This window comes from Trichocoleus sp. DQ-A2, assembly GCF_039961915.1.
Lineage (GTDB): Bacteria > Cyanobacteriota > Cyanobacteriia > Cyanobacteriales > FACHB-T130 > FACHB-T130.
This window is the reverse complement of the sequence record NZ_JAMPKD010000011.1, coordinates 216,881-236,552: the sequence shown is the minus strand read 5'-3', so window position 1 is coordinate 236,552 and position 19,672 is coordinate 216,881. Positions and strand designations below refer to the sequence as shown.

Genomic DNA, 19,672 nt, shown 5'->3' with positions numbered 1-19,672 from the left:
AACTTAATTGAAATCTTATGGAAGTTTATGAAATATGAATGGATAGAGATAGAGGCTTATCGGGACTGGAAAAGTTTAGTAAAGTATGTCAAAAATGTGCTAAAAAAAGTCGGAACCGAATATGTAATTAATTTTGCTTAAGCACTTAATTGTCTTGAGTTTTTTACTTAGCGAATAAATGTTTAAAATTAATATCCAGGAAATAGAAGCTGTAAGTTCTAGGTTCCAAGAAACAGCCTCAGAGATTGTTTCAAATACTCAAGGTGCAGTATCAGAGGCAATCTCAACAACCCAAGAGGCTACAGATAGTGCAATTCAAGAGGTTTCCAACTCAGTCACTTCCATCGCTTCTACGTTTCAAAAAACAGCATCAGAGATTGTTTCAAATACTCAAAATGCAGTATCAGAGGCGATCTCAACAACCCAAGAAGCTGCGAGTAATTTAATTATTGAGGCTCAACAAACTTCTAGCGCCGTTACTGGCGCTGCAACAATTGCTGCACAAGAGGCATTCAAAGTTGCTCATAATATTAAATTTGAGAACTTACCTCACAACTTACAACTGAAATTTCACCGATCTGGGGTACGCGAAGGCATTCGTAATGTTCAAGAAGCTGCCAAGGTGTATGAGACGATTCCAGCACAAATTCGCGCTCAAGGATATGAGGCGATTCGCGAGTTTTGCAGTGATAAGGATTGGAGCCATATAAAAGCACACGTTAACGGTGGAGGAAAAGAAGCTTCAAACGGCATCTTCGAGAACTTCCGAATCAACCGATCTCGTGGTGGAGTTGATATGACTCCTGAAGAACTTGCAGCAGCACGTAAAGTCCTTGGCGATGCAGCTTTTAAAGCAAGTTTAGAGCAAATAATTGGAGCCGTTGTTCAAGGTGCTTTGGTAGCAGCGGTGATTGAGCTTGTCTTCTCAACTTTAGAAAATTCACTGTCCTTTGCTGAAGGAAAAATTACGCAAGATGAGCTAATTCGTAACGTTGCAGTTGCAACAGCAAAAGCTGGATTAGCTGGTGGTGTAGTTACAGCTATTTTGATGGTCATCTGTATGATTTTTCCACCAATTGCGGCTCTACTTGGTTACGCTGCTATTCCTCTTGCAGTGATTGGTATCGGCTTCATGTGCGTTCGCGCCTGGGAAATTTTCATCCGTGCGGATAAGCTCTTTGGCATTACTGAAGAACTGGAAAAATTTATACAAAACATTGAGCAATCAGTCTTAAATTTTGACGCGATGTGAGAAGCGATCGCTCTTTGTTAAACTCAGTTTATACGCACTCAGCTCCTATCAAAAAATCTCCAATTTTGAATGAACGGTGGGAGCGAGCGCGCTAATTAGTTAACCAATAATTCTAGAAGTCTTTAAATATGATAGGAAATATGGCTGCTGGTGCATTTTATCCTTTGACAGGCTTGTTTGAGACTCTTATCAAAGAAGTTTATGCTGAGAAGCAAAGAAAGCATGAACAGCGAATGAAAGAACTTCAAATTATTGCTGATTCTAGCCTTCGCGATGCCTATGTACAGCAGCTTTTACTTGATAAGTTTCTTGCTCCTGTTGAAAATGCACAGCATCAAATTCAAAATACAGCTAAACACGCACAGTATTTAGCAGAAACCTTTAACTATTACTATCAAGACCACAGCGCAACAAAAGAAGAAGCGAAAGAAATATGTTATCAACTTCGGGTTTTAGCAATTAATATCTCTCAAGTTGATTCACTCTATGAATTAAAAGTAATTTATCAAGCAGCTACTCTGTTTGTTTATCAATTATCAAGATTTCAACACAAAGAACGCAAATACTCTTTAGAGAGAGCGCTCCGCAAAAACATATTAGATGTATTAAATACTTGCATTGCTGTTGAGACAAATTTTCAAAGACGAGTTGACTTTATGGGTGTTAACTGAGGTGAAAATTGCCATAACAAACCAGAGAAACTGAGCCAAGAATTAGAAACTAGATAAAAGAATCATGATTGTGCTGTGTCATCGACGCATCAGTAAAACCTCGGCCTGTACCAAGTTTGCAAGTTGAGAGAGGGATGCTGTTTAGCTTCCGGTGGCGTGGTTGAGATGCGATCGCTTACTGGTTTCATGGTTTGTTCTCCTTTCCACACTGGAGATAAGAGCGAAGTCTGAAAGAGGGCGACTACAGTGCAGCCACCCTTAACAAAATTAGGAAACTAATGAGCGATCGCCAACGCCAACTCGATCGCGTTCGCGGGCATCAACTGCAAGTACGAGACACAAAGCAGCGATCGCTGTTTGCCATTCCTGACGCACTTGGGCATCCTCTACAGCCTCAAATAATCCTACCAGGCGAGGAGTTGAGCGTTCTAGAGCGGGACGGGGAACGGGACGATGCAGCTCAACTAAGCGCATCAGGCTTTCCTGACGCTTTAGGAAATTAACCACCCATTGAGTCGTATGATCGGGACCATCTGGGACGCGCTGCACCTTTAACTCGTTTTTGAGCCAATCATAAAAAGGCGGTAGCTTGTCTTCCAAAACGGTCTTTGCTAGAGGCAAAGTTTGTTGCAGCAACGGGATATTTAAACTGTCTAGTTTCTGCTGAATTGCAGGCGAGTTGAGCAAATCCTGCAAGCTGAGTGAGAGTAGGGTTTCTACTTCAGAAGTCGAGAGATTGAGGTGTTGAGTAAAGGTATTCAGCATGGTTAATTTCTTGGTGACTGAGTATTAGTATTGCAGTTTGAAGATGGTGGGACTATGAGCTACCTCAGTTAGTCGCCACTTATTTTTGTTGGGGATTTTCCGAAAGCGTCAGCAGAAAAGCTAGATTTTCTTCGGCTTTCAAAGCGTGGGGAGCATTGGCAGGCATGAAGATAAAACCGCCCGGTTCAAGTGCTATTTCTTGCCTTTGCAAAGTTAATAGCCCTCGCCCTTCAATGACGTGGACGGTTGCATTTCGAGGCGAGGAGTGTTCAGAAATATTTGTACCTGCGGCTAGACACAACAGCGTGTATTGACAGCAGGAATCTTTAAGCAAAACTTTGCTGAGGACTCCCTGCTGGGGATACTCAATCTTTTCTGACAATTGAATCGCTAAAGATGGATGAGGTATCAGTGTATTAGTCATGATTGATTCACTTTTTTAGGCGCGTTTTGCACGTAGGACGATGTAACCCAAATCCTGTTGATATTGCTGGAAGACACGGCGCATTGCCAAAACTCGTTTCCGCAGCGCTGGGCGCGTCAGAACATTCCACAGAATCCGGAGGGTATCCATAACGCCTTCGTCTTGAAGTACCCGATGCAGATTCAACAAACCCATTGACCCGGTTTGATGCTGTTGTACTTGCAGTCCGGCAGCTTCACAAGCAGCCAGCCAATTTGCCTGGGATAACGGGGTAGAATTGACCCGAATTACCTGTGCTAAAGCTTGATGAATCTCTGCTTCCTGGTTACGGGCGAGTAATTCGTGGCAAAGAAATTTGCCTCCTGGCTTCAAGCGATCGCGCACCCCAGCCAAAATCTTGGCTTTCCCTGGTACAGATTGCATGGTTAGAATCGCTTCTGCCAAAACATAATCAAACTGTTCGGAGATAGCATCCAGGTGGAAGACATCGCCCTCAATGATTTCCACCTGACCTGTTAACCCCGCCGCCTCGATGTTGGAACGGGCACGGGCTACACTTTCGGGGTTTTTCTCTACGCCGACCACCCGCACGCCGTAGCGTTGAGCTAGAGCGATCGCGCTGTAGCCAAAACTAGAAGCTAATTCCAGAACTGTCTCACCTGCTTGGAAGTCTGCCCACTCAAACAATTGCTCTGTCGCAATTCGTCCGCCGGGTCGCAACATTTTCTTGCCGGCTGCGGCTAGAACTTGATGTCCGGTGGCGGTTTGGAAGTCGAGGGTAGCGTTGGTCATTTCCTTGACCCTCCTGTGTGGTGATATCTTCACTTTGACAGGAAGGTTCAAGTAAGTCTTTGAGCTAGCTCATATTGGGGGAATTATCTACAGCAGTTCTCTATGAGATGTAGTAAAGTTTCACCCCACCCCTGCCCTTTCGGCGAACGGGCAGGGGTTCAATATTCGCCCCTCTCCGTAAACGGAGAGGGGTTGGGGGTGAGGTTCCTTAGGATTGTGGATTCAATAAAAGGCAAAATTCACGTTTTGTAGGGGAATGGCACTGCCATTCCCCTACCGAGTGCCCCTTCCCTTGTTGGGAAAGGGTTAACTAAGCGTCAATTAGCTGGACTGAGTGGCTAGTAAATCAGCAGGGAGACGCTTGAAGGAAAGGCGCTCATTTTCCACATCGACAAAGATGGTGTCGCCGTCGTTGAATTCACCTCGCAAAATCCCTTTAGCGATTTGCGTTTCCAGTTCCCGCTGAATCGCACGCTTGAGCGGACGCGCTCCATAAACGGGGTCATATCCGACTTCCGCTAAGAAGTAAAGGGAAGCATCGGAAAGTTTCAGAGACATCTTGCGATCGCTCAACCGTGATTCGAGCCGCTTGACTTGCAACTGCACAATCTGCCGCAATTCCTGCTTGTTCAAGCCGTGGAAGATGATAATCTCGTCGATCCGGTTCAGGAACTCCGGACGGAAACTCGTCCGCATCGCATCCATCACCCGACTCCGCATTTCTTCGTAACGGGATTCATCGCTAGCAACATCTAGGATAAACTGCGATCCGATATTGCTGGTCATGATAATAATCGTGTTCTTGAAGTCTACGGTGTGACCGTGAGAATCGGTGACGCGACCATCATCAAGAATTTGCAGCATGATGTTGAACACATCCGGGTGCGCCTTTTCGATTTCATCGAACAGCAACACTGCGTAAGGACGACGCCGGATGGATTCTGTCAGCTGTCCGCCTTCGTCATAACCGACATAGCCGGGAGGCGCACCAATTAAGCGAGAGACGCTGTGCTTCTCCATATACTCAGACATATCGATCCGTACCAAGGCTTCTTCTGTATCGAACAGGTAAGCTGCCAAGGCTTTTGCGAGTTCTGTCTTTCCGACGCCCGTGGGACCGAGGAAAATGAAACTAGCCGTTGGGCGATTCGGATCGGCTAAACCAGCACGCGCCCGCTGGATGGCATCGGCAACTGCTGTCACCGCTTCGGCTTGCCCAATCACGCGCTTGTGCAGTTCATCTTCCAATTGCAGAAGTTTTTCTTTCTCCGATTCCACGAGTTTGCTGATGGGGATACCAGTCCACTTGGAAATGATTTCAGCAATGTCGGACTCGGTGACTTCTTCTCGTAAAAGTGACTTACCACTATGCTGAGTTTGAACGAGTTGGGCTTCTGTCTCTTCTAGCTGATGTTGCAACTCGGTCAACTTGCCGAATTTCAGCTCAGCGGCTCGGTTAAGATCGTATTCTCGTTCTGCTTGTTGAATTTCCACATTCACCCGGTCGATTTCTTCTTTCAGGGTTTTGCGGCGTTCGAGAACGTCTTTTTCAGCTTGCCACTGTGCATTCAGTGTTCGTTGATCCTCTTTGAGATCGGCAAGTTCTTTTTCCAGTCTTTGTAACCGTTCTCTAGAAGCAGGATCGCTTTCTTTTTGCAGAGATAGCCGTTCCATTTCTAACTGGAGGATCTTGCGGTCGATTTCGTCGAGTTCCTCTGGTTTAGAGGTACTTTCCATCTTCAATCGCGCCGCCGCTTCATCTACTAAGTCAATCGCTTTATCTGGGAGAAAGCGATCGCTAATATATCTCGTAGAGAGCGTTGCTGCTGCCACTAACGCACTGTCAGAAATTTTCACGTTGTGGTGCGTTTCGTAGCGATCTTTTAACCCCCGTAGAATCGAAACTGTATCTTCTACACTCGGCTGATCGATATAAACTTGTTGGAAACGACGTTCTAGCGCCGCATCTTTTTCGATGTATTTGCGATATTCATCCAGGGTTGTGGCACCGATACAGCGCAATTCACCCCGCGCCAGCATCGGTTTGAGCAAGTTCCCCGCATCCATAGCGCCTTGAGTCGCACCCGCACCGACAACGGTGTGGATCTCATCGATGAACATGATAATGCTGCCCTGAGAATCGGTGACTTCCTTGAGAACCGCTTTCAAGCGTTCTTCAAATTCACCCCGATATTTGGCACCCGCAATCAACGCACCCATATCCAGCGCAATCAGTTTGCGATCGCGCAACGACTCAGGGACGTCCCCGCTGACAATTCGCTGTGCTAAACCTTCAGCGATCGCAGTTTTCCCTACACCCGGTTCGCCAATCAGCACCGGGTTATTCTTGGTGCGACGAGACAGAATCTGAATCGTGCGGCGAATCTCATCATCGCGCCCAATTACCGGATCTAACTTCCCTTGGCGAGCGAATTCTGTCAAGTCGCGCCCGTATTTTTCTAAGGATTCGTACTTGCCTTCTGGATTTTGGTCAGTCACTTTTTGGCTCCCGCGAACTTGGGCGATGATAGTTCTTAGCTTGTTTTCGTCCAGCTTAAATTCTTGAAACAAAGCCTTACCAAAGCGATCGTCTTTGGGATAAGCCAGCATCATGTGTTCGATGGAGATAAAATCGTCTCCATACTCTTTGCGAAATGCTTCAGCCCGATCCAGCAGAGAATCTAAGCTACGTCCGACATAAACTGAGGTGCTACTGCCGGAAGTTTTTGGCTGACGCTTGATGAAATCTTCGGTGCGTTCTCTGACTCGCGACACATTTACGCCCGCTTTGTTCAGAATACTGCTGACGAGTCCTTCTTGCTCCAGCAGTGATTTCATCAAGTGTTCGCTTTCGATTTGTTGATGCTGGGCAGATTTAACAATATCTGGGGTGCGAGTGATGGCTTCCCAGGCTTTTTCTGTAAATTGGTTGGGGTTGGTTGGTTGCATAAGGAGTTACTCAATTAATAAACCCTAGAGACACCCATAACATACAGAAATTTGCAGTTCATCCCACTTATGGCTGTCCCTATCAGTCATTGTAAGTAGACTGGCTACCCTCTTAGGATCGGTGTTCACGGCTTTTAGATAGGTATCTCCGTCCGTTTTTAAGCTTCCGGTTCAACTCCAAGCGCCCGTAACTGTGCTGCTAACCGCTCGGCGCGTTGACTTTCTTGCTCAGCGCGTTCGTAACCCGTCAACAAGAGATTTCCTGCTCGATCCCACCAGCGCAACCAGGGCAGCGTAGCATTTTGATATTCACCCTGCCAAATTCCTAACTCTACTCCTAGAAGTGAAATTGGATAGTGTCCCCGCTCGTTAGCGCTCTCAATTGGATTTTTATGCCCATAACGATTAATTTCTTTTATTAACTCTTAGATACCCAATTTTTATTCATCACTGCCTGTTGTTGGTGCAAATGGATCAAGCCGAGCTAAGACCTGACCGAAAATGCCTCGCTAAAGCGGCGAGTTACCGGCTCAATTAAGAAAGTGAGAACTGATTTTTTCCGAGTAATAATTTCTCCAGTTGCAGCCATACCTGGAATAAAGGCGACTTTTTGACTTTGCACCTGAATTGAATGCTGTTTAAGTTGAATTCGAGTCGGAAAAACTAAGCCTAATTCTTGATCAGCGATCGCATTCGGACTCACTTGCACCACTTCCCCCTCAACTGTGCCAAATTCCTGAAACGGGAAAGTAGCCATTTTGACTTTTGCCTTCATTCCCTTACGGATAAAGCCAATATCGCGGTTGAGGACTTTCACTTCTACCAACAATTCTTCGGATTCGGGAAGAATTGATAACAACTCCTCTCCCGCTTGTACAGGCCCGTTGGTTGCTTTGATGCTGTAGACTGTCCCCGTAACCGGCGAGGAAATTGTTTCTACTTGTCGCTGCTTTTTCGCCTCCTCCAACTGACCGGCAACGGTTGTTAGTTCTTCTTGGCGCTGGTTAAACTTAGTTAGAATTTCACTCTGGCGCTCAGACTGTAATCGATCTGCCTGATTGCGAACCGATTGATACGCTTGTTCAGCTTGGCGAATTGTTTGTGCTTGAGCAGCGATATCTTTTTCCAGGGAGGTTATTTTGTCCTGAGCTTCCGTCACTTTGTTTTGAACATTCGTAATACTATCTTGGGCTGTGGTGACTTCAGCTTCCGCTCTAACGACTCTCTCTTGTGCGTCAACGTAATCGAGTCGCGGGACAGCACCGGGAATGAGGAGGGTGGTGAGCGCCTTTTCTCTTTTTTCGGCTAAAGCGAGGCTGTTGTTGGCTTTATTGAGAAGGTTTTTGCTGTTGGCGAGGTTAGTTTCGGCGTTGACTCGGTTGGTTTTGGCGTTGGCGAGATTTTCTTGCAGGCGGGTGAGGCGAACTTTGGCTTCATTGATGACCGCAATTTGGCGATTCGCTTCAGCGATCGCAGCGGCTCTTTTTGCTTCAAAATCTTGTAGCCGAGCGGTTAAAAGCTGGTCTTGCAAAGCGGTTCCGGCAGTTGCAGCTCCAGTTCGTTCTGCTTCCAGACGCCCTAAATCTTCCCGAATCAGCTGGGTAGATTTAGCGAGGCGGTCAACTTCTGCTTGCGGCAGATCGGGGTCGCGTTCGATCAGAACGTCGCCTTTTTGAACGCGATCGCCTTCTTTGATTTTTACGGCTTTGATTGTGCCTCCTCCTAGCGATCGCAGGGGTCGCACTTGCGTTGAGGCAATCAGTTCGCCGGGAGCGATCGCGACTTCATCCACTTGGCTGTAGTGTGCCCAAGCGATCGCCCCGAATACCAATACGCTAATGCTTGCTGCCAATAATCGCGTATACAGTGGCGGCAGCTCTTGCACTGCTTTCCCTAATTCATAGGAAAGAGAATCCTCTGGATTCGCTAGTTGCTGTCTTGTTTGACGAGCTTGAGCAGGTGTTGACGCTAAGGGCTTGAGCATAAAATTTTGACTCAAAGGCTTTGAGCGGGCAGAGAGACACTCTAGCTGTGATTCAATCGACTGAATCCGGCAATGGATTGTCGAAAATTAAGAATTTTGGCGTAAGTTATTGTAATTGTAAGTAAATTTACGCGAAAAACTATTGTCCTTCTCCCCTTAGAGAGATTTTGATCGAGTTATATATAAGATACTTTTTTGAATTGTTGGGTGCATTTAAAACCGTGAATGTGGTGAGCAAGACCTTAGAGACGCTTGGCATCGACATATCGCGGCAAATCCTCAGATATTCAATAATTTCGATTACCTCACCATCGGCAATTGGCGCAACTTCAATTTTTGCATTCATGGCTTGAGAGAAAGTGCTATTTGTTGCGTTCAGATAATTTAAAAACCACTGTTGAGTCAATTAATATAGCTTTATTTATTGCGCTTGCGATCTTAGCATTCTTAAAAATGTTCTGTCTCTAGCTTTGAGGAATTACCCCGTTGTTGCCCAATTTTGTGAAGACTTAAAATTGGTAATATATCAGTCTTACGATGCTCCATCGTGGAGAAATCAAGCAAATGTTAAATGGATTTAAATTTTCAAATGAGCGCCAGTTTTTAAGTGCAGATTTCGCTAATTTTGCACCGCTAGAGTTTGATTCAAAAATAGCCGGAATCTGGTCAGGATTTAGAGGGCTGGGCGATCTGCTACAGCAAAGAAGTCTATTTAAAAGTAGCGCGATCGCTGCGGCTTCTACCGTCAGTGAGGTCGGCGGTACAATTGACACCACCGACCTGAAAAACCCCATCCGTGGCGGTAGCCTTCGGGATGACTATCTGTTGACTGGCATTAGCGCCGGAGAGCAGGTGGAGGTGAAACTAAACTCCACAGAATTTGACGCTTACCTGCAAGTGGTAAATGCCTCTACTGGAGCGGTTGTTACCTTCAACGATGATTTTGAGGGTCTGAACTCTCAAGTAACTTTTACAGCCGCTCAGGGTATTGATTACATTGTTCGATCCACGACTTATGAACCAGATGCTACTGGTAACTATACTCTTCGTAGCAATTTGGGAGTCCTCAAACCAGCGTCTCCCATCAGTGGAAACCAAAGCTTTAGCGGCGCGATCGCGAATAGCGACCCAAGCAACCCCATTCGTGAAGGCAGTTTTTACGATGGCTATGTGTTAGGCGATTTAGTTGCCGGTCAGCAGGTGCAGGTGAACCTTGATTCGCCTAGTTTTAATGCCTACCTGCAAGTGGTGAATGCTGGAACCGGAGCAGTTGTTGCAGAAAATAATGATTTCAGCGGTACAAACTCACAGCTAACTTTCACGGTTGCTGAGGGCATTGATTATATTCTGCAAGCTACAACTTTTCAAAAGGGTGCGACTGGCGGCTACACTCTAACTACTAAAATCGCAAGTATTCCAGACCCTTTAGATCCCGGTAATACTCTAGGAACCGCAAAAGATCAAACTTCAGCGGTTTTCTCAAACAACCAACAAGTCAATGCGAGCGATCGCGATGACTTTTACAGCTTTAATGTTGCTCAATCTGGCATCTTTACCGCTAATTTATCTGCATTGAGTGGTGATGCCGATGTCCGACTAATTCAAGACAGCAATAACAACGGCATTATCGATCAAGGTGAAGTATTGGGTTGGCAATGGGAGCGCGGGACTAGCAACGAATCAATCCGTCGTTTCCTGAGTTCTGGTAATTACTTTTTGCAAGTAATGAGCTATAACAACCAAACTGCTAACTATTCTGTGGCGACTACCTTTACTGCTGCTACCAGCGATCCTCTCAGTTTTTCAATCAAAGTCAATTTTGGTCAAGGCTTGGGTAGTTTGAGTACAGAAGCTCTCAATGCTATTACAGAAGCTGCAAAAGTTTGGGAAAAAATTATTCCTTACAGCACCTTTAGCGATTCCCAAATTCTAACCATTGATGTTACGGGAGATACTTTTGGTGAAGATGAATTTCTTGCTTTCGCGGGGCCAAAAGCTTTAGCCTTCGATGCTTTTGGTAATCAAATGACGATATCAGGAGCTTCAACGATTAACACAAGCTTGGCAAATACATACAACAACAATCCAAGTTTCTTACAAGAAACGATGGTCCATGAATTTGGTCACGTTCTAGGAATTGGAACACTTTGGTCAGATTACGGACGCGATTTCATTAATGTCTCCGATGCGACATATAGTGCTAATACCTATGCAGGGTGGGCTTATGGAGAATTAAAAGGTACATTTTTACAAACTGCTGTTCCCGTTCAAAAAGGCGTGTTTGGTCATTGGGATGAAAATGTCTTTGACAATGAATTAATGTCACCTATTGCTGAAAAAAGCTCAGAGTTATTGAGTCAATTAACGATTGGTTCTTTAAAAGATATTGGGTGGAATGTGAACTATGGGGGAGCTGAATCTTACACTCTACCTGGATTCAATACTCTTTCAAATTCATTAAATGCTAATGCTTCGCTGATTAATTCATCTTTTCCTTTACGCTGTGGCTGTGCCGCTCATTTAGCATCTTCAAGCTTAGCCGAGCATATATTTAGTAAAGTGGCTTAATTCTCATCTTTCAAAATAATGCACAACCCCATAGGATTTAGAAACCTCTGATGAGCTTTTGAGTCAAATTTGCTATATTCCAAAATCCTGAGAGGAATTCTTTTATGGATTTTCTAACCTGCGTGACTTGCATAATGCTAGGAACTCATACTAAGTTGCTTTCAGACATAGTAGGTTGGGAAGCCGCACGAAATGTAGAGTTTCTGCCCTTGAGCAACGTGGCGCTTGAGGGAACGAAACCCAACAAGCTGTTAGAGTTGGGTTTCACGAGCGCTCAAACTAACCTACACTCTCTCCCTCAACAAGACTTAAATAGGGGAAAGCAAATTGGGATCAATTCTCAAAGGGCAAATATGATGATGACAATCAAGTTACTTCCCTACGAAATTTTAGCGGGGGCAGCAATTAGCTACGCTGATATTTCTCTGAGTTTTACCAATACATCTAAAAAAAATCAGTTGATTGAAATTAGCCAGATAGAAATTGTGCCAGGAAGTTCCGAGGAAGTTCTTATGAGTGCAACTCCTCAAGAATTGGAACGTCCCGCTAAAGTAGTGCTAAAGCCAGGAGAAAGTAAAGTATTAGAGTATCGCCTCAAATGCAAATCGAAAATTTATCGGCGGGGTGAGAACGCGATCGCTCGCATTCACTATCAGCTAAATGGTCAAACCCAAACTGTTGCTCAGTCAGAGTCTCAAGCAGTTGCCTTTATGATTCCTTAGAGCTGATTTATAAAGTAAATCTAAAGACAGGGACTGGATAGCAGGACCGCTAATACCATAAGTGGATGTTGCCTAAAACTCCAGTCATGACTAGAAAAGCTTATAAAAGCGATATTACAGATGCACAGTGGCAGCTTATTGAAGCCTTAATTCCACCAGCCAAAACTGGAGGACATCCGCGGACTGTCAATCTACGTGAAGTCGTTAATGGGATTTTCTACGTTCTACGCACTGGATGTTCTTGGGAGATGCTTCCTCATGACTTACCCCCCTACTCAACGGTTTACTTTTACTTTCGTCGTTGGCAGAAAACTGGTGTATGGCAACAGATGAATCATTACCTGCGGCAAAAAATTCGTCAACAAGTAGATAGAGACCCGCAACCAAGTGCAGCAATTGCTGATAGCCAGTCGGTAAAAACGACGGAAAAAAGGGGGAGGTGTACGGCTTCGATGGAGGTAAGTTAGTCAAGGGACGCAAGCGCCATATCATCGTAGATACGCAAGGATTACTGTTGAGTGTGGTGGTGACTCAAGCCAACGGTCAAGATCGAGTGGGAGCGGCGGCAGCATTGATGGAACAAAGCTGTGACGCTTCTAGTTTGGAATTAATTTGGGTTGACCAGGGCTACAGTGGCCAACGCTTCGCTTGTGCTGTAGCCAGCCTTTGCTTTGCCAAGGTAGAGGTGGTCAAGCGTACGGAATCTGAGTTTAAGGTTTTGCCAAGACGCTGGGTAGTAGAACGTACTTTTGGTTGGTTAGGACGTTATCGCCGTCTCAGTAAGGATTATGAACTACTGCCAGAGGTCAGTGAAGCCATGATTTATGGCGCTATGGTACGACTGATGCTCAGCCGTCTCGCCTCTTAGTCTCAACTTTATAAATCAGCTCTTAGAATGACCAGACAAGTCTGAAGCACGGTAATCTCTGCATCTAGCGGTGCAAAATCAAGTACCCAGGTAACGCCGCAAGAAAGCCTCTAGGGATTCCATCTTCATTCCAAAAATTGACTCCAAATTGTCAACTTCCTGGGGTGTGCAGAAAAATTCATTATCCAGTAACGTCCGGAGAGTCCCCAAAGCTTTAGACGCTTGAGGATTTAACAATCCCAGCGCTCCGCGTACCCCATCAAACACCAATAGTGGTGGGTTAATCACGATCGGTTCTTGGTTGAAGATGCGACTGAAAATCCGAGGAATATCTTGGCGCTGGAGAATATCTGGGCCTCCCACAGGGAAAATTTGATTCCGGGCACCTTCAACGTTTACTGAGTTAATCGCAATCCTCGCTAAGTCATCGGTACTCACAATTGAAGTCCGACTTTTGGGATCGCCGATGAGCAGATAAATCCCAGTATCCCGAAACCGTTCTGCCAGGGGTAAAAGGTTAGAGGCAAAACCTGAAGGACGCAGGATGGTGTAATTGAGTCCACTGGATTGGAGATACTTTTCTACTTCCCGCTTCGCCTTAAAGGATGGTGCGTCTTCGTACCCGCGATCTGCTCCCAGTACCGAAATGAAAACAAAGTGCTGGACGCCAGCTTCTTTTGCCCGGTCAATCAGTTCAATATTCGCTCGGTAGCCTAACGCTTGAGCATCGCTCTCACCGCCGTGAGCAGCGATAATGTACTGAACGCCTTGGCAAGCTTTTTCGATATCTTTATCGCGCTGCAAATCACCAATAAAAATTTCCGCTCCTCGGTGTTCCAGTTCGCTGTAACGGGATGTCAAGCGGACAAATGCTCGCACCGGCATTTCCTTCTCCCGCAGCAGCCGCACAATTCGGCGTCCGAGTCCGCCTGTAGCTCCAGTTACTAAAAACATGATTTTAAGTTCCTAATCAATTTTGGGTATGGGATTGATGCTGGAAAATTTAAAATTCTACAATTACGGGGGTATGGTCGCTGGGTTTGGGCAATTTTCTGGGGGAGCGATCGATGGTGCAGCTGGATGAACGTTCGTAAAGGTCTGGCGTCAAGTAGTGATGGTCAATTCGCCAACCCCAGTTGCGTCGAAATGCCCCGGTTCGATAATCCCACCAGCTGAAGTGTCCTGTTTCTATTGTGAATTTTCTAAAGGCATCTGCCAAACCCAACTCTAAAATGCTGCTCAAGGCTTGACGCTCTAGATCGGATGCCATAATCCGACCCTTATAAGTGAGTGGATCGTGAATATCTCGGTCTTCGGGGGCAATATTGAAATCGCCGCAGATACAGAGGGAACTGGGTTGTTTTTCTAGCAGTGTTTGCAGGTACTCGCGGAGGGCTTTCAGCCAAAGCAGCTTGTATTCGTATTTCTCGCTACCGACGGCTGAGCCATTGGGCACATAGAGATTCACGATGCGAATGCCATCGATAACGCCAGTAATGACCCGCTTCTGTTCGTCAAAATCCTCTCTACCCAAAATTGGGGCAAACCCGGTGCTGACATCCTCAAGAGGCGCACGGCTGAGAAGGGCCACCCCGTTATAAGATTTTTGACCGGAAATGTAGAGGTGAAGCCCTAATTCCTCAAAGGGCGATCGCGGAAAATCCTTATCTACCACTTTAGTTTCTTGCAGGCACAGGACATCGACTGGATTATCCTGCAACCACTGCACCACCTGCTCTAAGCGAGAGCGAACTGAATTGACGTTCCAAGTAGCGATTTTCATGGGTTATTCACGATTGGTCATTGGTCATTGTTCATTAGTCATCGGTCATTGACAACCGACTAATGACGAATGACCAATAACTCATGATTATTCCCAAATCTTGCAACTCAAATCCCCAGCCTTTTGCGTGAGGCGGAAGTTTTCGCGGTAATCTACTGGACAATCAATTACCGAGGGAACGTCCTGTTCTAGGGCAGTTTTCAGGGTTGGAATCAGATCCGCTGCGGATTCAACCCGGTAGCCTTTAAGCCCCATACTTTCTGCCAATTTGACAAAATCGGGATTGCTAAAGTGGACAAACGCAGATTCGCCAAAGTGATTGTGTTGCTTCCACTCAATCAAGCCATAGCCCCCATCATTAAAGATTAAGGTGACAAAGGCAGTGCCGACCCGAAGGGCAGTTTCTAATTCCTGGCAATTCATCATAAAACCGCCATCTCCCGTTACCGCAATGACTTTCTTCTGGGGATAAACCAACTTGGCGGCTAAGGCACCGGGAATGGCGATACCCATTGCAGCAAAACCATTAGAGATGATGCAGGTATTCGGGCGATCGCAGTGATAGTGACGGGCAATCCACATTTTGTGCGCCCCGACATCTGAAATCACAATATCTTCTGGCCCCATGACTTGCCGCAAGTCATAAATTATTTTCTGCGGCTTAATCGGAAACCCATCATCATTGGCATACTCTTCATAATCCGCCCGGATATCTGCCCGTAATTGCAAGGCATAAGGATCGGGTTTGCCTTGCCGGTCAGCTCGGTTTAAGATTTCCCGTAGCGAGTCGGAAATATCCCCCACTACTTCTACTAGGGGAATATAGCTACTATCAATTTCTGCTGGCGTATCTCCAATGTGGATAATCGGAATTTCTCCGAGGGGATTCCACTTTTTCGGGGAATATTCAATCAAGTCGTAACCGATTGCAATCACTAAATCCGTTTGGTCAAACGCACAACTGATATGGTCTCGCTGTTGCAATCCTACCGACCACAAGGCGAGGGGATGGGTGTAGGGAATGACTCCTTTGCCCATAAAGGTATTCACTACGGGAATATTCAACTTCGTGGCAAATTCGGTCAGTGCAAGGCTAGCGTCTGCACGAATCGCCCCATTTCCCACCATAATCAAAGGATTTTTTGCCTGGGAAATGGCTTCAGATGCCTGTTCAAGGCTATGGAAGGCAGCAAAGGTTTTTTCCCCACAATTCTTGTGTAGGGGCTTGCCAGTGGCTGTCATTTCGGCAATGTTTTCCGGCAAATCGATGTGAACTGCCCCTGGTTTTTCGCTCTGAGCAATTTTAAACGCTTTGCGGATAATTTCCGGTGTGTTGCTGGGACGAACAATTTGAGTATTCCATTTGGTGACTGGCTCAAACATCGCCACCAAATCCAGATATTGGTGGGATTCGATGTGCATCCGGTCTGTGCCGACCTGTCCGGTAATTGCCACCAGTGGCGCACCATCAAGGTTCGCATCGGCAACGCCAGTCATCAGGTTGGTGGCACCTGGCCCTAGGGTGGAGAGGCACACTCCGGCTTTTCCGGTCAGGCGTCCGTAGAGATCCGCCATGAAGGCAGCACCTTGTTCGTGGCGGGTAGTAATAAATTTAATCGAAGAGGTTTTTAGGGCTTCCAATATGTCTAGATTTTCTTCGCCAGGAAGCCCGAAAATGTATTCGACTCCTTCATTTTCCAGACATTTAACTAATAGTTCAGCAGTATTCATTTTTCTTACTCCCCTCTGTATGCTCTTGGCATCTGTAGTGGTTCGTTTCTGTGTAGGGGCCAGATGCGCGGATTGCCCCTATTTAGCCCAATACGGGCGCACGGCTGTCCGCCCGTATTGACATCCCATCCCACTTGTGGGATGGGATTTAATTCATCGTTGGAATGCACCACCGCTTATTTCACCCACACGGTTTTGATGTTGACAAACTCGTGAATTCCCTCTTTGCTTAACTCGCGTCCGTATCCGGAACGCTTGATACCGCCAAAGGGAAGACGCGGATCGGATTTAACCATGCCGTTAATAAACACGGCACCGGCTTCGAGTTCGTCAATCAAGCGATCGCGTTCTGCCTCTACTTGAGTCCAAGCACTGGCACCCAGTCCAAAGGGCGAGGCATTGGCAAGCGCGATCGCGGCGTTGATATCTGGCACCCGGAATAGCAGCGCCACAGGGCCAAAAAATTCCTCCGCTTCTGCTGGGCTACCGGCTGGGATATCTGTCAAAATTGTCGGCAGATAAAAGTTACCAGGACGGTCAGATAATGGCTGTCCACCTGTGAGAACTTTTGCTCCCAATTTGGCGCTTTCTTGAACTTGCCAATCCAAATCTTTGAGAATCGATGGGGTTGCCAGTGGCCCTATATCGGTTTCCGGATGCATCGGATCGCCGATTTTGAGTGCCTCAAACTTCTCAATCAGGCCTTTTTCAAATTGGTCTGCGATCGCATCCACGACAATGAACCGTTTCGCAGCAATGCAAGATTGACCGTTATTCAGCATTCTGGCACTCACTGCTGTCTCAATGGCTGCATCCAAATCGGCGCTTTCTAGGACAATATACGGGTCGCTTCCCCCCAATTCCAGAACGGTTTTCTTAATTTGTTTCCCGGCGGTGGCGGCGAGGCTCATCCCGGCAGGTTCGCTTCCGGTCAAGGTTGCGGCTTTCACTCGCTCGTCTGTTACAATTGCAGCGACTTTATCTGCTCCCACTAGCAAGGTTTGAAAGACACCTTCTGGGAATCCTGCTTTGTGGAAAATCTCTTCGAGTGCCAACGCACACTGAGGCACGTTAGAGGCGTGCTTGAGTAACCCGACGTTTCCCGCCATCAGCGCTGGTGCGGCAAAGCGAAACACTTGCCAGAAGGGGAAATTCCAAGGCATGACTGCCAAGATGACGCCTAAAGGCTGATAGCGCACAAAGCTGTGGCTGGCGTCGGTTTGGGCTGGCACATCCGCGAGGAATTCGGGGGCGCGTTCGGCGTAGAAGCGACAGACGAGGGCGCATTTTTCCACTTCTGCGATCGCTGATTTTAAAGTTTTCCCCATTTCTAGGGTCATTATTTTGCCAAAGCGTTCGCGATCGCTCTCTAAAATCTCAGCAGCGGCATTCAGCCAATCTGCCCTTTTTTGCATGGGTGTCTGCCGATACTGTTTAAAGCTTGATTGCGCTAGTGCTAGCTTCGTTTCAATCTCCGTATCTGTTAGTGCCTCAAACGTTTGAAGCGTTTCCCCAGTTGCTGGGTTAATCGTGGCTATACCCATTGCTTCAACCTCCAATGCCTAATTAGATCGGGGTAGCCCTCAAATCGTGAAGGCTGATTCACCCCATTCATCAACCCGCGCTTTTCTCAAATGCGAACTCCTAGCCGCATCTTAAACGGCATCTACTCTATAGGTCGCATCTGCTTAAAGTTAGTTTCCAGACGCAATTCCTCGCGTCTTATTGCTCCGGTTAATCCCGGGCTAACTCCGGATGATGTGGTACGACTACCAGTCTGCTATCTTGTTACTCCCGAAGATTTCTATTCTAGGTTGCCCCCTAGCCTATGTTTAGTAAGTGCTAAGCATACTTACAAGAATTGTATTTTCTTAACAAAATCTTTAGGTTATTGTAAATTTTATGTACAATAGCAATGTCAATGATAATAAGGCTCCTACTAACTTGGCTCGTCTTTTCCTCTAGATCGAGCATCGGCTCTCCAACTTAGTAGGTTATACGCGAGCCATTCCATTGCAAGCGCTTCGCCACCGCTTAAGGAGTGCCTCGTCCACTCTTCTGGTGAGGGTGACTGCCAGTCTAGAAATTAGCTGGAAATAGAGGATGGATGATTTGGAACTTTCCCACCGTACCCGTCAAAATTTTTTGAGCAGTAGCAATCAGTGTCTTACTGCCAAGTTGCCTGTGGTATTGGCAGTCGATGACGATGAAGACAACTTATTATTGCTTGCTTACGTTTTAGAGCCGTTAAATTGCTCAATCATCACAGCAATTGACGGTCATAGTGCTTTTGAAAAGGCACGAACCGAACAGCCAAACCTGATTTTGCTGGATATTATGTTGCCTGACTTAGATGGTCTTCAAATTGTCCGTCAACTCAGGGAAGATCCTGAAACCCGGACAATTCCTGTTATCGCCGTCACGGCGCTGGCAAGGGCGGAGGACAGAGATCGCATTCTCACGGCAGGCTGCAATGACTATATTAGCAAGCCTTACTTGCTGGAGGATCTAGAGGCTGTTGTCCGGCGCAACCTGAGATGGAATCCGTCTCAGGTCGATTCGGTGGAATTCAGTCTGGATTGCGCGTCGTAGGGGTTGCGGCTAAAATCGCAACGGTACTGGTACGACTTGTTTTTAGGGCGGAGTCGATCATCAGATCGATGACTGGGACTTTCACCACTTCCTCAATTAGCTGTTTAAGTTGCAGTTGTAGGACGTGGTTTATATTCTCTCGAACTCTCTGTGCCAGCCTTTGCTGACCGCTTTGTGCCAGAAGTTGTTCGGGTCGAGTAATAGAATCTTCGATAAGAATCGCAATTTTGTCACCCATAAATTGGCAAGTCACCTGACTGGGCTGGTGACTTAGTTGGGCGTGGTAGAAAGCCCGAATTTCCTGTGACAGGGTTCGTTCTAATTCACCACGAGTGGGTTGGATTGTGTCCTGCATAGCGATCGCTCTCAGGAAAGGTAAATTCTTTCACCTTTTTTATTAGACTGTAACAGTGCGAGCAATTTTCCGGACATCTCCTAAAGATAGAGATCCACAACATTGTAAAATTTCAATATTTAGTTTCTTGACAAGGTTAGTTGTTAAGCGCCAAATCCCTGATGAGGGTAGAGAGTGCCAATCTTACAAAGTAGGGATAGGGTTCGATTCCCCCAA

General features: G+C 46.4%; 17 protein-coding genes and 2 pseudogenes. 7 read left to right on the top strand and 12 right to left on the bottom strand.

From position 1 onward, the window contains the following. The 3 genes and pseudogenes from NC997_RS13535 to NC997_RS13525 form a co-directional block, all read left to right on the top strand. A pseudogene (locus NC997_RS13535) lies at window positions 1-141 on the top strand (IS630 family transposase); the annotation flags it as partial. Between the two features lie 37 nt (window positions 142-178). Then, the gene (locus NC997_RS13530) at window positions 179-1,252 is read left to right on the top strand and encodes a hypothetical protein (protein ID WP_242031387.1); all 1,074 of its coding nucleotides are present in this window, start codon (window positions 179-181) and stop codon (window positions 1,250-1,252) included. A gap of 140 nt (window positions 1,253-1,392) precedes the next feature. Next, a complete protein-coding gene (locus NC997_RS13525; RefSeq protein WP_190527965.1) occupies window positions 1,393-1,923 on the top strand; it encodes a hypothetical protein in 531 nt (176 codons plus the stop codon). Between the two features lie 267 nt (window positions 1,924-2,190). On the opposite strand, the gene NC997_RS13520 is transcribed toward NC997_RS13525, so the two are convergent. From NC997_RS13520 to NC997_RS13490, 7 genes and pseudogenes are all read right to left on the bottom strand, one after another. Continuing rightward, on the bottom strand, window positions 2,191-2,688 hold the full coding sequence (locus tag NC997_RS13520) for a hypothetical protein (RefSeq protein ID WP_190527963.1): 498 nt from the start codon (window positions 2,686-2,688) through the stop codon (window positions 2,191-2,193). A gap of 79 nt (window positions 2,689-2,767) precedes the next feature. Then, window positions 2,768-3,112, bottom strand: a complete 345-nt coding sequence (locus tag NC997_RS13515) for a cupin domain-containing protein (protein WP_190412689.1) — start codon at window positions 3,110-3,112, stop codon at window positions 2,768-2,770. A 15-nt stretch (window positions 3,113-3,127) separates the two neighbouring features. Beyond that, window positions 3,128-3,904, bottom strand: coding sequence for a class I SAM-dependent methyltransferase (locus tag NC997_RS13510; RefSeq protein WP_190527961.1), 777 nt, complete (start codon window positions 3,902-3,904; stop codon window positions 3,128-3,130). Window positions 3,905-4,225: 321 nt separating this feature from the next. Next, window positions 4,226-6,853, bottom strand: coding sequence for an ATP-dependent chaperone ClpB (gene clpB / locus NC997_RS13505; protein ID WP_190527959.1), 2,628 nt, complete (start codon window positions 6,851-6,853; stop codon window positions 4,226-4,228). Between the two features lie 158 nt (window positions 6,854-7,011). Then, window positions 7,012-7,236, bottom strand: a pseudogene (locus NC997_RS13500) (Uma2 family endonuclease); the annotation flags it as partial. Window positions 7,237-7,337: 101 nt separating this feature from the next. Continuing rightward, on the bottom strand, window positions 7,338-8,837 hold the full coding sequence (locus NC997_RS13495) for an HlyD family efflux transporter periplasmic adaptor subunit (RefSeq protein ID WP_190527957.1): 1,500 nt from the start codon (window positions 8,835-8,837) through the stop codon (window positions 7,338-7,340). 139 nt (window positions 8,838-8,976) lie between these two features. After that, entirely contained in the window at window positions 8,977-9,243 is a 267-nt protein-coding gene (locus tag NC997_RS13490) for a hypothetical protein (RefSeq protein ID WP_190527954.1), read from the bottom strand. A 158-nt stretch (window positions 9,244-9,401) separates the two neighbouring features. On the opposite strand from NC997_RS13490, the gene NC997_RS13485 reads away from it, so the two are divergent. From NC997_RS13485 to NC997_RS13475, 3 genes are all read left to right on the top strand, one after another. Further along, the gene (locus NC997_RS13485; protein WP_190527952.1) at window positions 9,402-11,405 is read left to right on the top strand and encodes a pre-peptidase C-terminal domain-containing protein; all 2,004 of its coding nucleotides are present in this window, start codon (window positions 9,402-9,404) and stop codon (window positions 11,403-11,405) included. Between the two features lie 104 nt (window positions 11,406-11,509). Continuing rightward, complete coding sequence (locus tag NC997_RS13480) at window positions 11,510-12,127, top strand: hypothetical protein (protein WP_190527950.1); 618 nt, start codon at window positions 11,510-11,512, stop codon at window positions 12,125-12,127. An 86-nt stretch (window positions 12,128-12,213) separates the two neighbouring features. Then, window positions 12,214-12,995 (top strand): IS5 family transposase gene (locus NC997_RS13475; protein WP_190527948.1). Its coding sequence is split into 2 segments (ribosomal slippage): window positions 12,214-12,547 and window positions 12,547-12,995, totalling 783 coding nucleotides; the frame shifts between segments, so codons are not numbered across the junction. Between the two features lie 78 nt (window positions 12,996-13,073). On the opposite strand, the gene NC997_RS13470 is transcribed toward NC997_RS13475, so the two are convergent. From NC997_RS13470 to NC997_RS13455, 4 genes are all read right to left on the bottom strand, one after another. After that, window positions 13,074-13,949, bottom strand: a complete 876-nt coding sequence (locus tag NC997_RS13470; protein WP_190527946.1) for an SDR family oxidoreductase — start codon at window positions 13,947-13,949, stop codon at window positions 13,074-13,076. A 49-nt stretch (window positions 13,950-13,998) separates the two neighbouring features. Continuing rightward, entirely contained in the window at window positions 13,999-14,778 is a 780-nt protein-coding gene (gene xth / locus NC997_RS13465; protein WP_190527944.1) for an exodeoxyribonuclease III, read from the bottom strand. A gap of 87 nt (window positions 14,779-14,865) precedes the next feature. Continuing rightward, window positions 14,866-16,509 carry an acetolactate synthase large subunit gene (locus tag NC997_RS13460; RefSeq protein ID WP_190439625.1) on the bottom strand — a complete coding sequence of 548 codons (1,644 nt, stop codon included), beginning with the start codon at window positions 16,507-16,509 and terminating at the stop codon, window positions 14,866-14,868. Window positions 16,510-16,685: 176 nt separating this feature from the next. After that, window positions 16,686-18,053 carry an NAD-dependent succinate-semialdehyde dehydrogenase gene (locus NC997_RS13455; RefSeq protein WP_190527942.1) on the bottom strand — a complete coding sequence of 456 codons (1,368 nt, stop codon included), beginning with the start codon at window positions 18,051-18,053 and terminating at the stop codon, window positions 16,686-16,688. A gap of 559 nt (window positions 18,054-18,612) precedes the next feature. Between NC997_RS13455 and NC997_RS13450 the strand changes: the two genes are divergently transcribed. After that, window positions 18,613-19,101 carry a response regulator gene (locus NC997_RS13450; RefSeq protein ID WP_190412700.1) on the top strand — a complete coding sequence of 163 codons (489 nt, stop codon included), beginning with the start codon at window positions 18,613-18,615 and terminating at the stop codon, window positions 19,099-19,101. Here the strand turns inward: NC997_RS13450 and NC997_RS13445 are convergent. After that, a complete protein-coding gene (locus NC997_RS13445; protein WP_190429626.1) occupies window positions 19,079-19,456 on the bottom strand; it encodes a DUF2294 domain-containing protein in 378 nt (125 codons plus the stop codon). The genes NC997_RS13450 and NC997_RS13445 overlap by 23 nt on opposite strands. Between the last annotated feature and the right edge of the window lie 216 nt (window positions 19,457-19,672).

Bases quoted from the DNA above. Each gene is read 5' to 3' on its own strand.
- NC997_RS13530 (WP_242031387.1), top strand. From the start codon at position 179: ATGTTTAAAATTAATATCCAGGAAATAGAAGCTGTAAGTTCTAGGTTC.
- NC997_RS13525 (WP_190527965.1), top strand. From the start codon at position 1,393: ATGGCTGCTGGTGCATTTTATCCTTTGACAGGCTTGTTTGAGACTCTT.
- NC997_RS13520 (WP_190527963.1), bottom strand. From the start codon at position 2,688: ATGCTGAATACCTTTACTCAACACCTCAATCTCTCGACTTCTGAAGTA.
- NC997_RS13515 (WP_190412689.1), bottom strand. From the start codon at position 3,112: ATGACTAATACACTGATACCTCATCCATCTTTAGCGATTCAATTGTCA.
- NC997_RS13510 (WP_190527961.1), bottom strand. From the start codon at position 3,904: ATGACCAACGCTACCCTCGACTTCCAAACCGCCACCGGACATCAAGTT.
- clpB (WP_190527959.1), bottom strand. From the start codon at position 6,853: ATGCAACCAACCAACCCCAACCAATTTACAGAAAAAGCCTGGGAAGCC.
- NC997_RS13495 (WP_190527957.1), bottom strand. From the start codon at position 8,837: ATGCTCAAGCCCTTAGCGTCAACACCTGCTCAAGCTCGTCAAACAAGA.
- NC997_RS13485 (WP_190527952.1), top strand. From the start codon at position 9,402: ATGTTAAATGGATTTAAATTTTCAAATGAGCGCCAGTTTTTAAGTGCA.
- NC997_RS13480 (WP_190527950.1), top strand. From the start codon at position 11,510: ATGGATTTTCTAACCTGCGTGACTTGCATAATGCTAGGAACTCATACT.
- NC997_RS13470 (WP_190527946.1), bottom strand. From the start codon at position 13,949: ATGTTTTTAGTAACTGGAGCTACAGGCGGACTCGGACGCCGAATTGTG.
- xth (WP_190527944.1), bottom strand. From the start codon at position 14,778: ATGAAAATCGCTACTTGGAACGTCAATTCAGTTCGCTCTCGCTTAGAG.
- NC997_RS13460 (WP_190439625.1), bottom strand. From the start codon at position 16,509: ATGAATACTGCTGAACTATTAGTTAAATGTCTGGAAAATGAAGGAGTC.
- NC997_RS13455 (WP_190527942.1), bottom strand. From the start codon at position 18,053: ATGGGTATAGCCACGATTAACCCAGCAACTGGGGAAACGCTTCAAACG.
- NC997_RS13450 (WP_190412700.1), top strand. From the start codon at position 18,613: ATGGATGATTTGGAACTTTCCCACCGTACCCGTCAAAATTTTTTGAGC.
- NC997_RS13445 (WP_190429626.1), bottom strand. From the start codon at position 19,456: ATGCAGGACACAATCCAACCCACTCGTGGTGAATTAGAACGAACCCTG.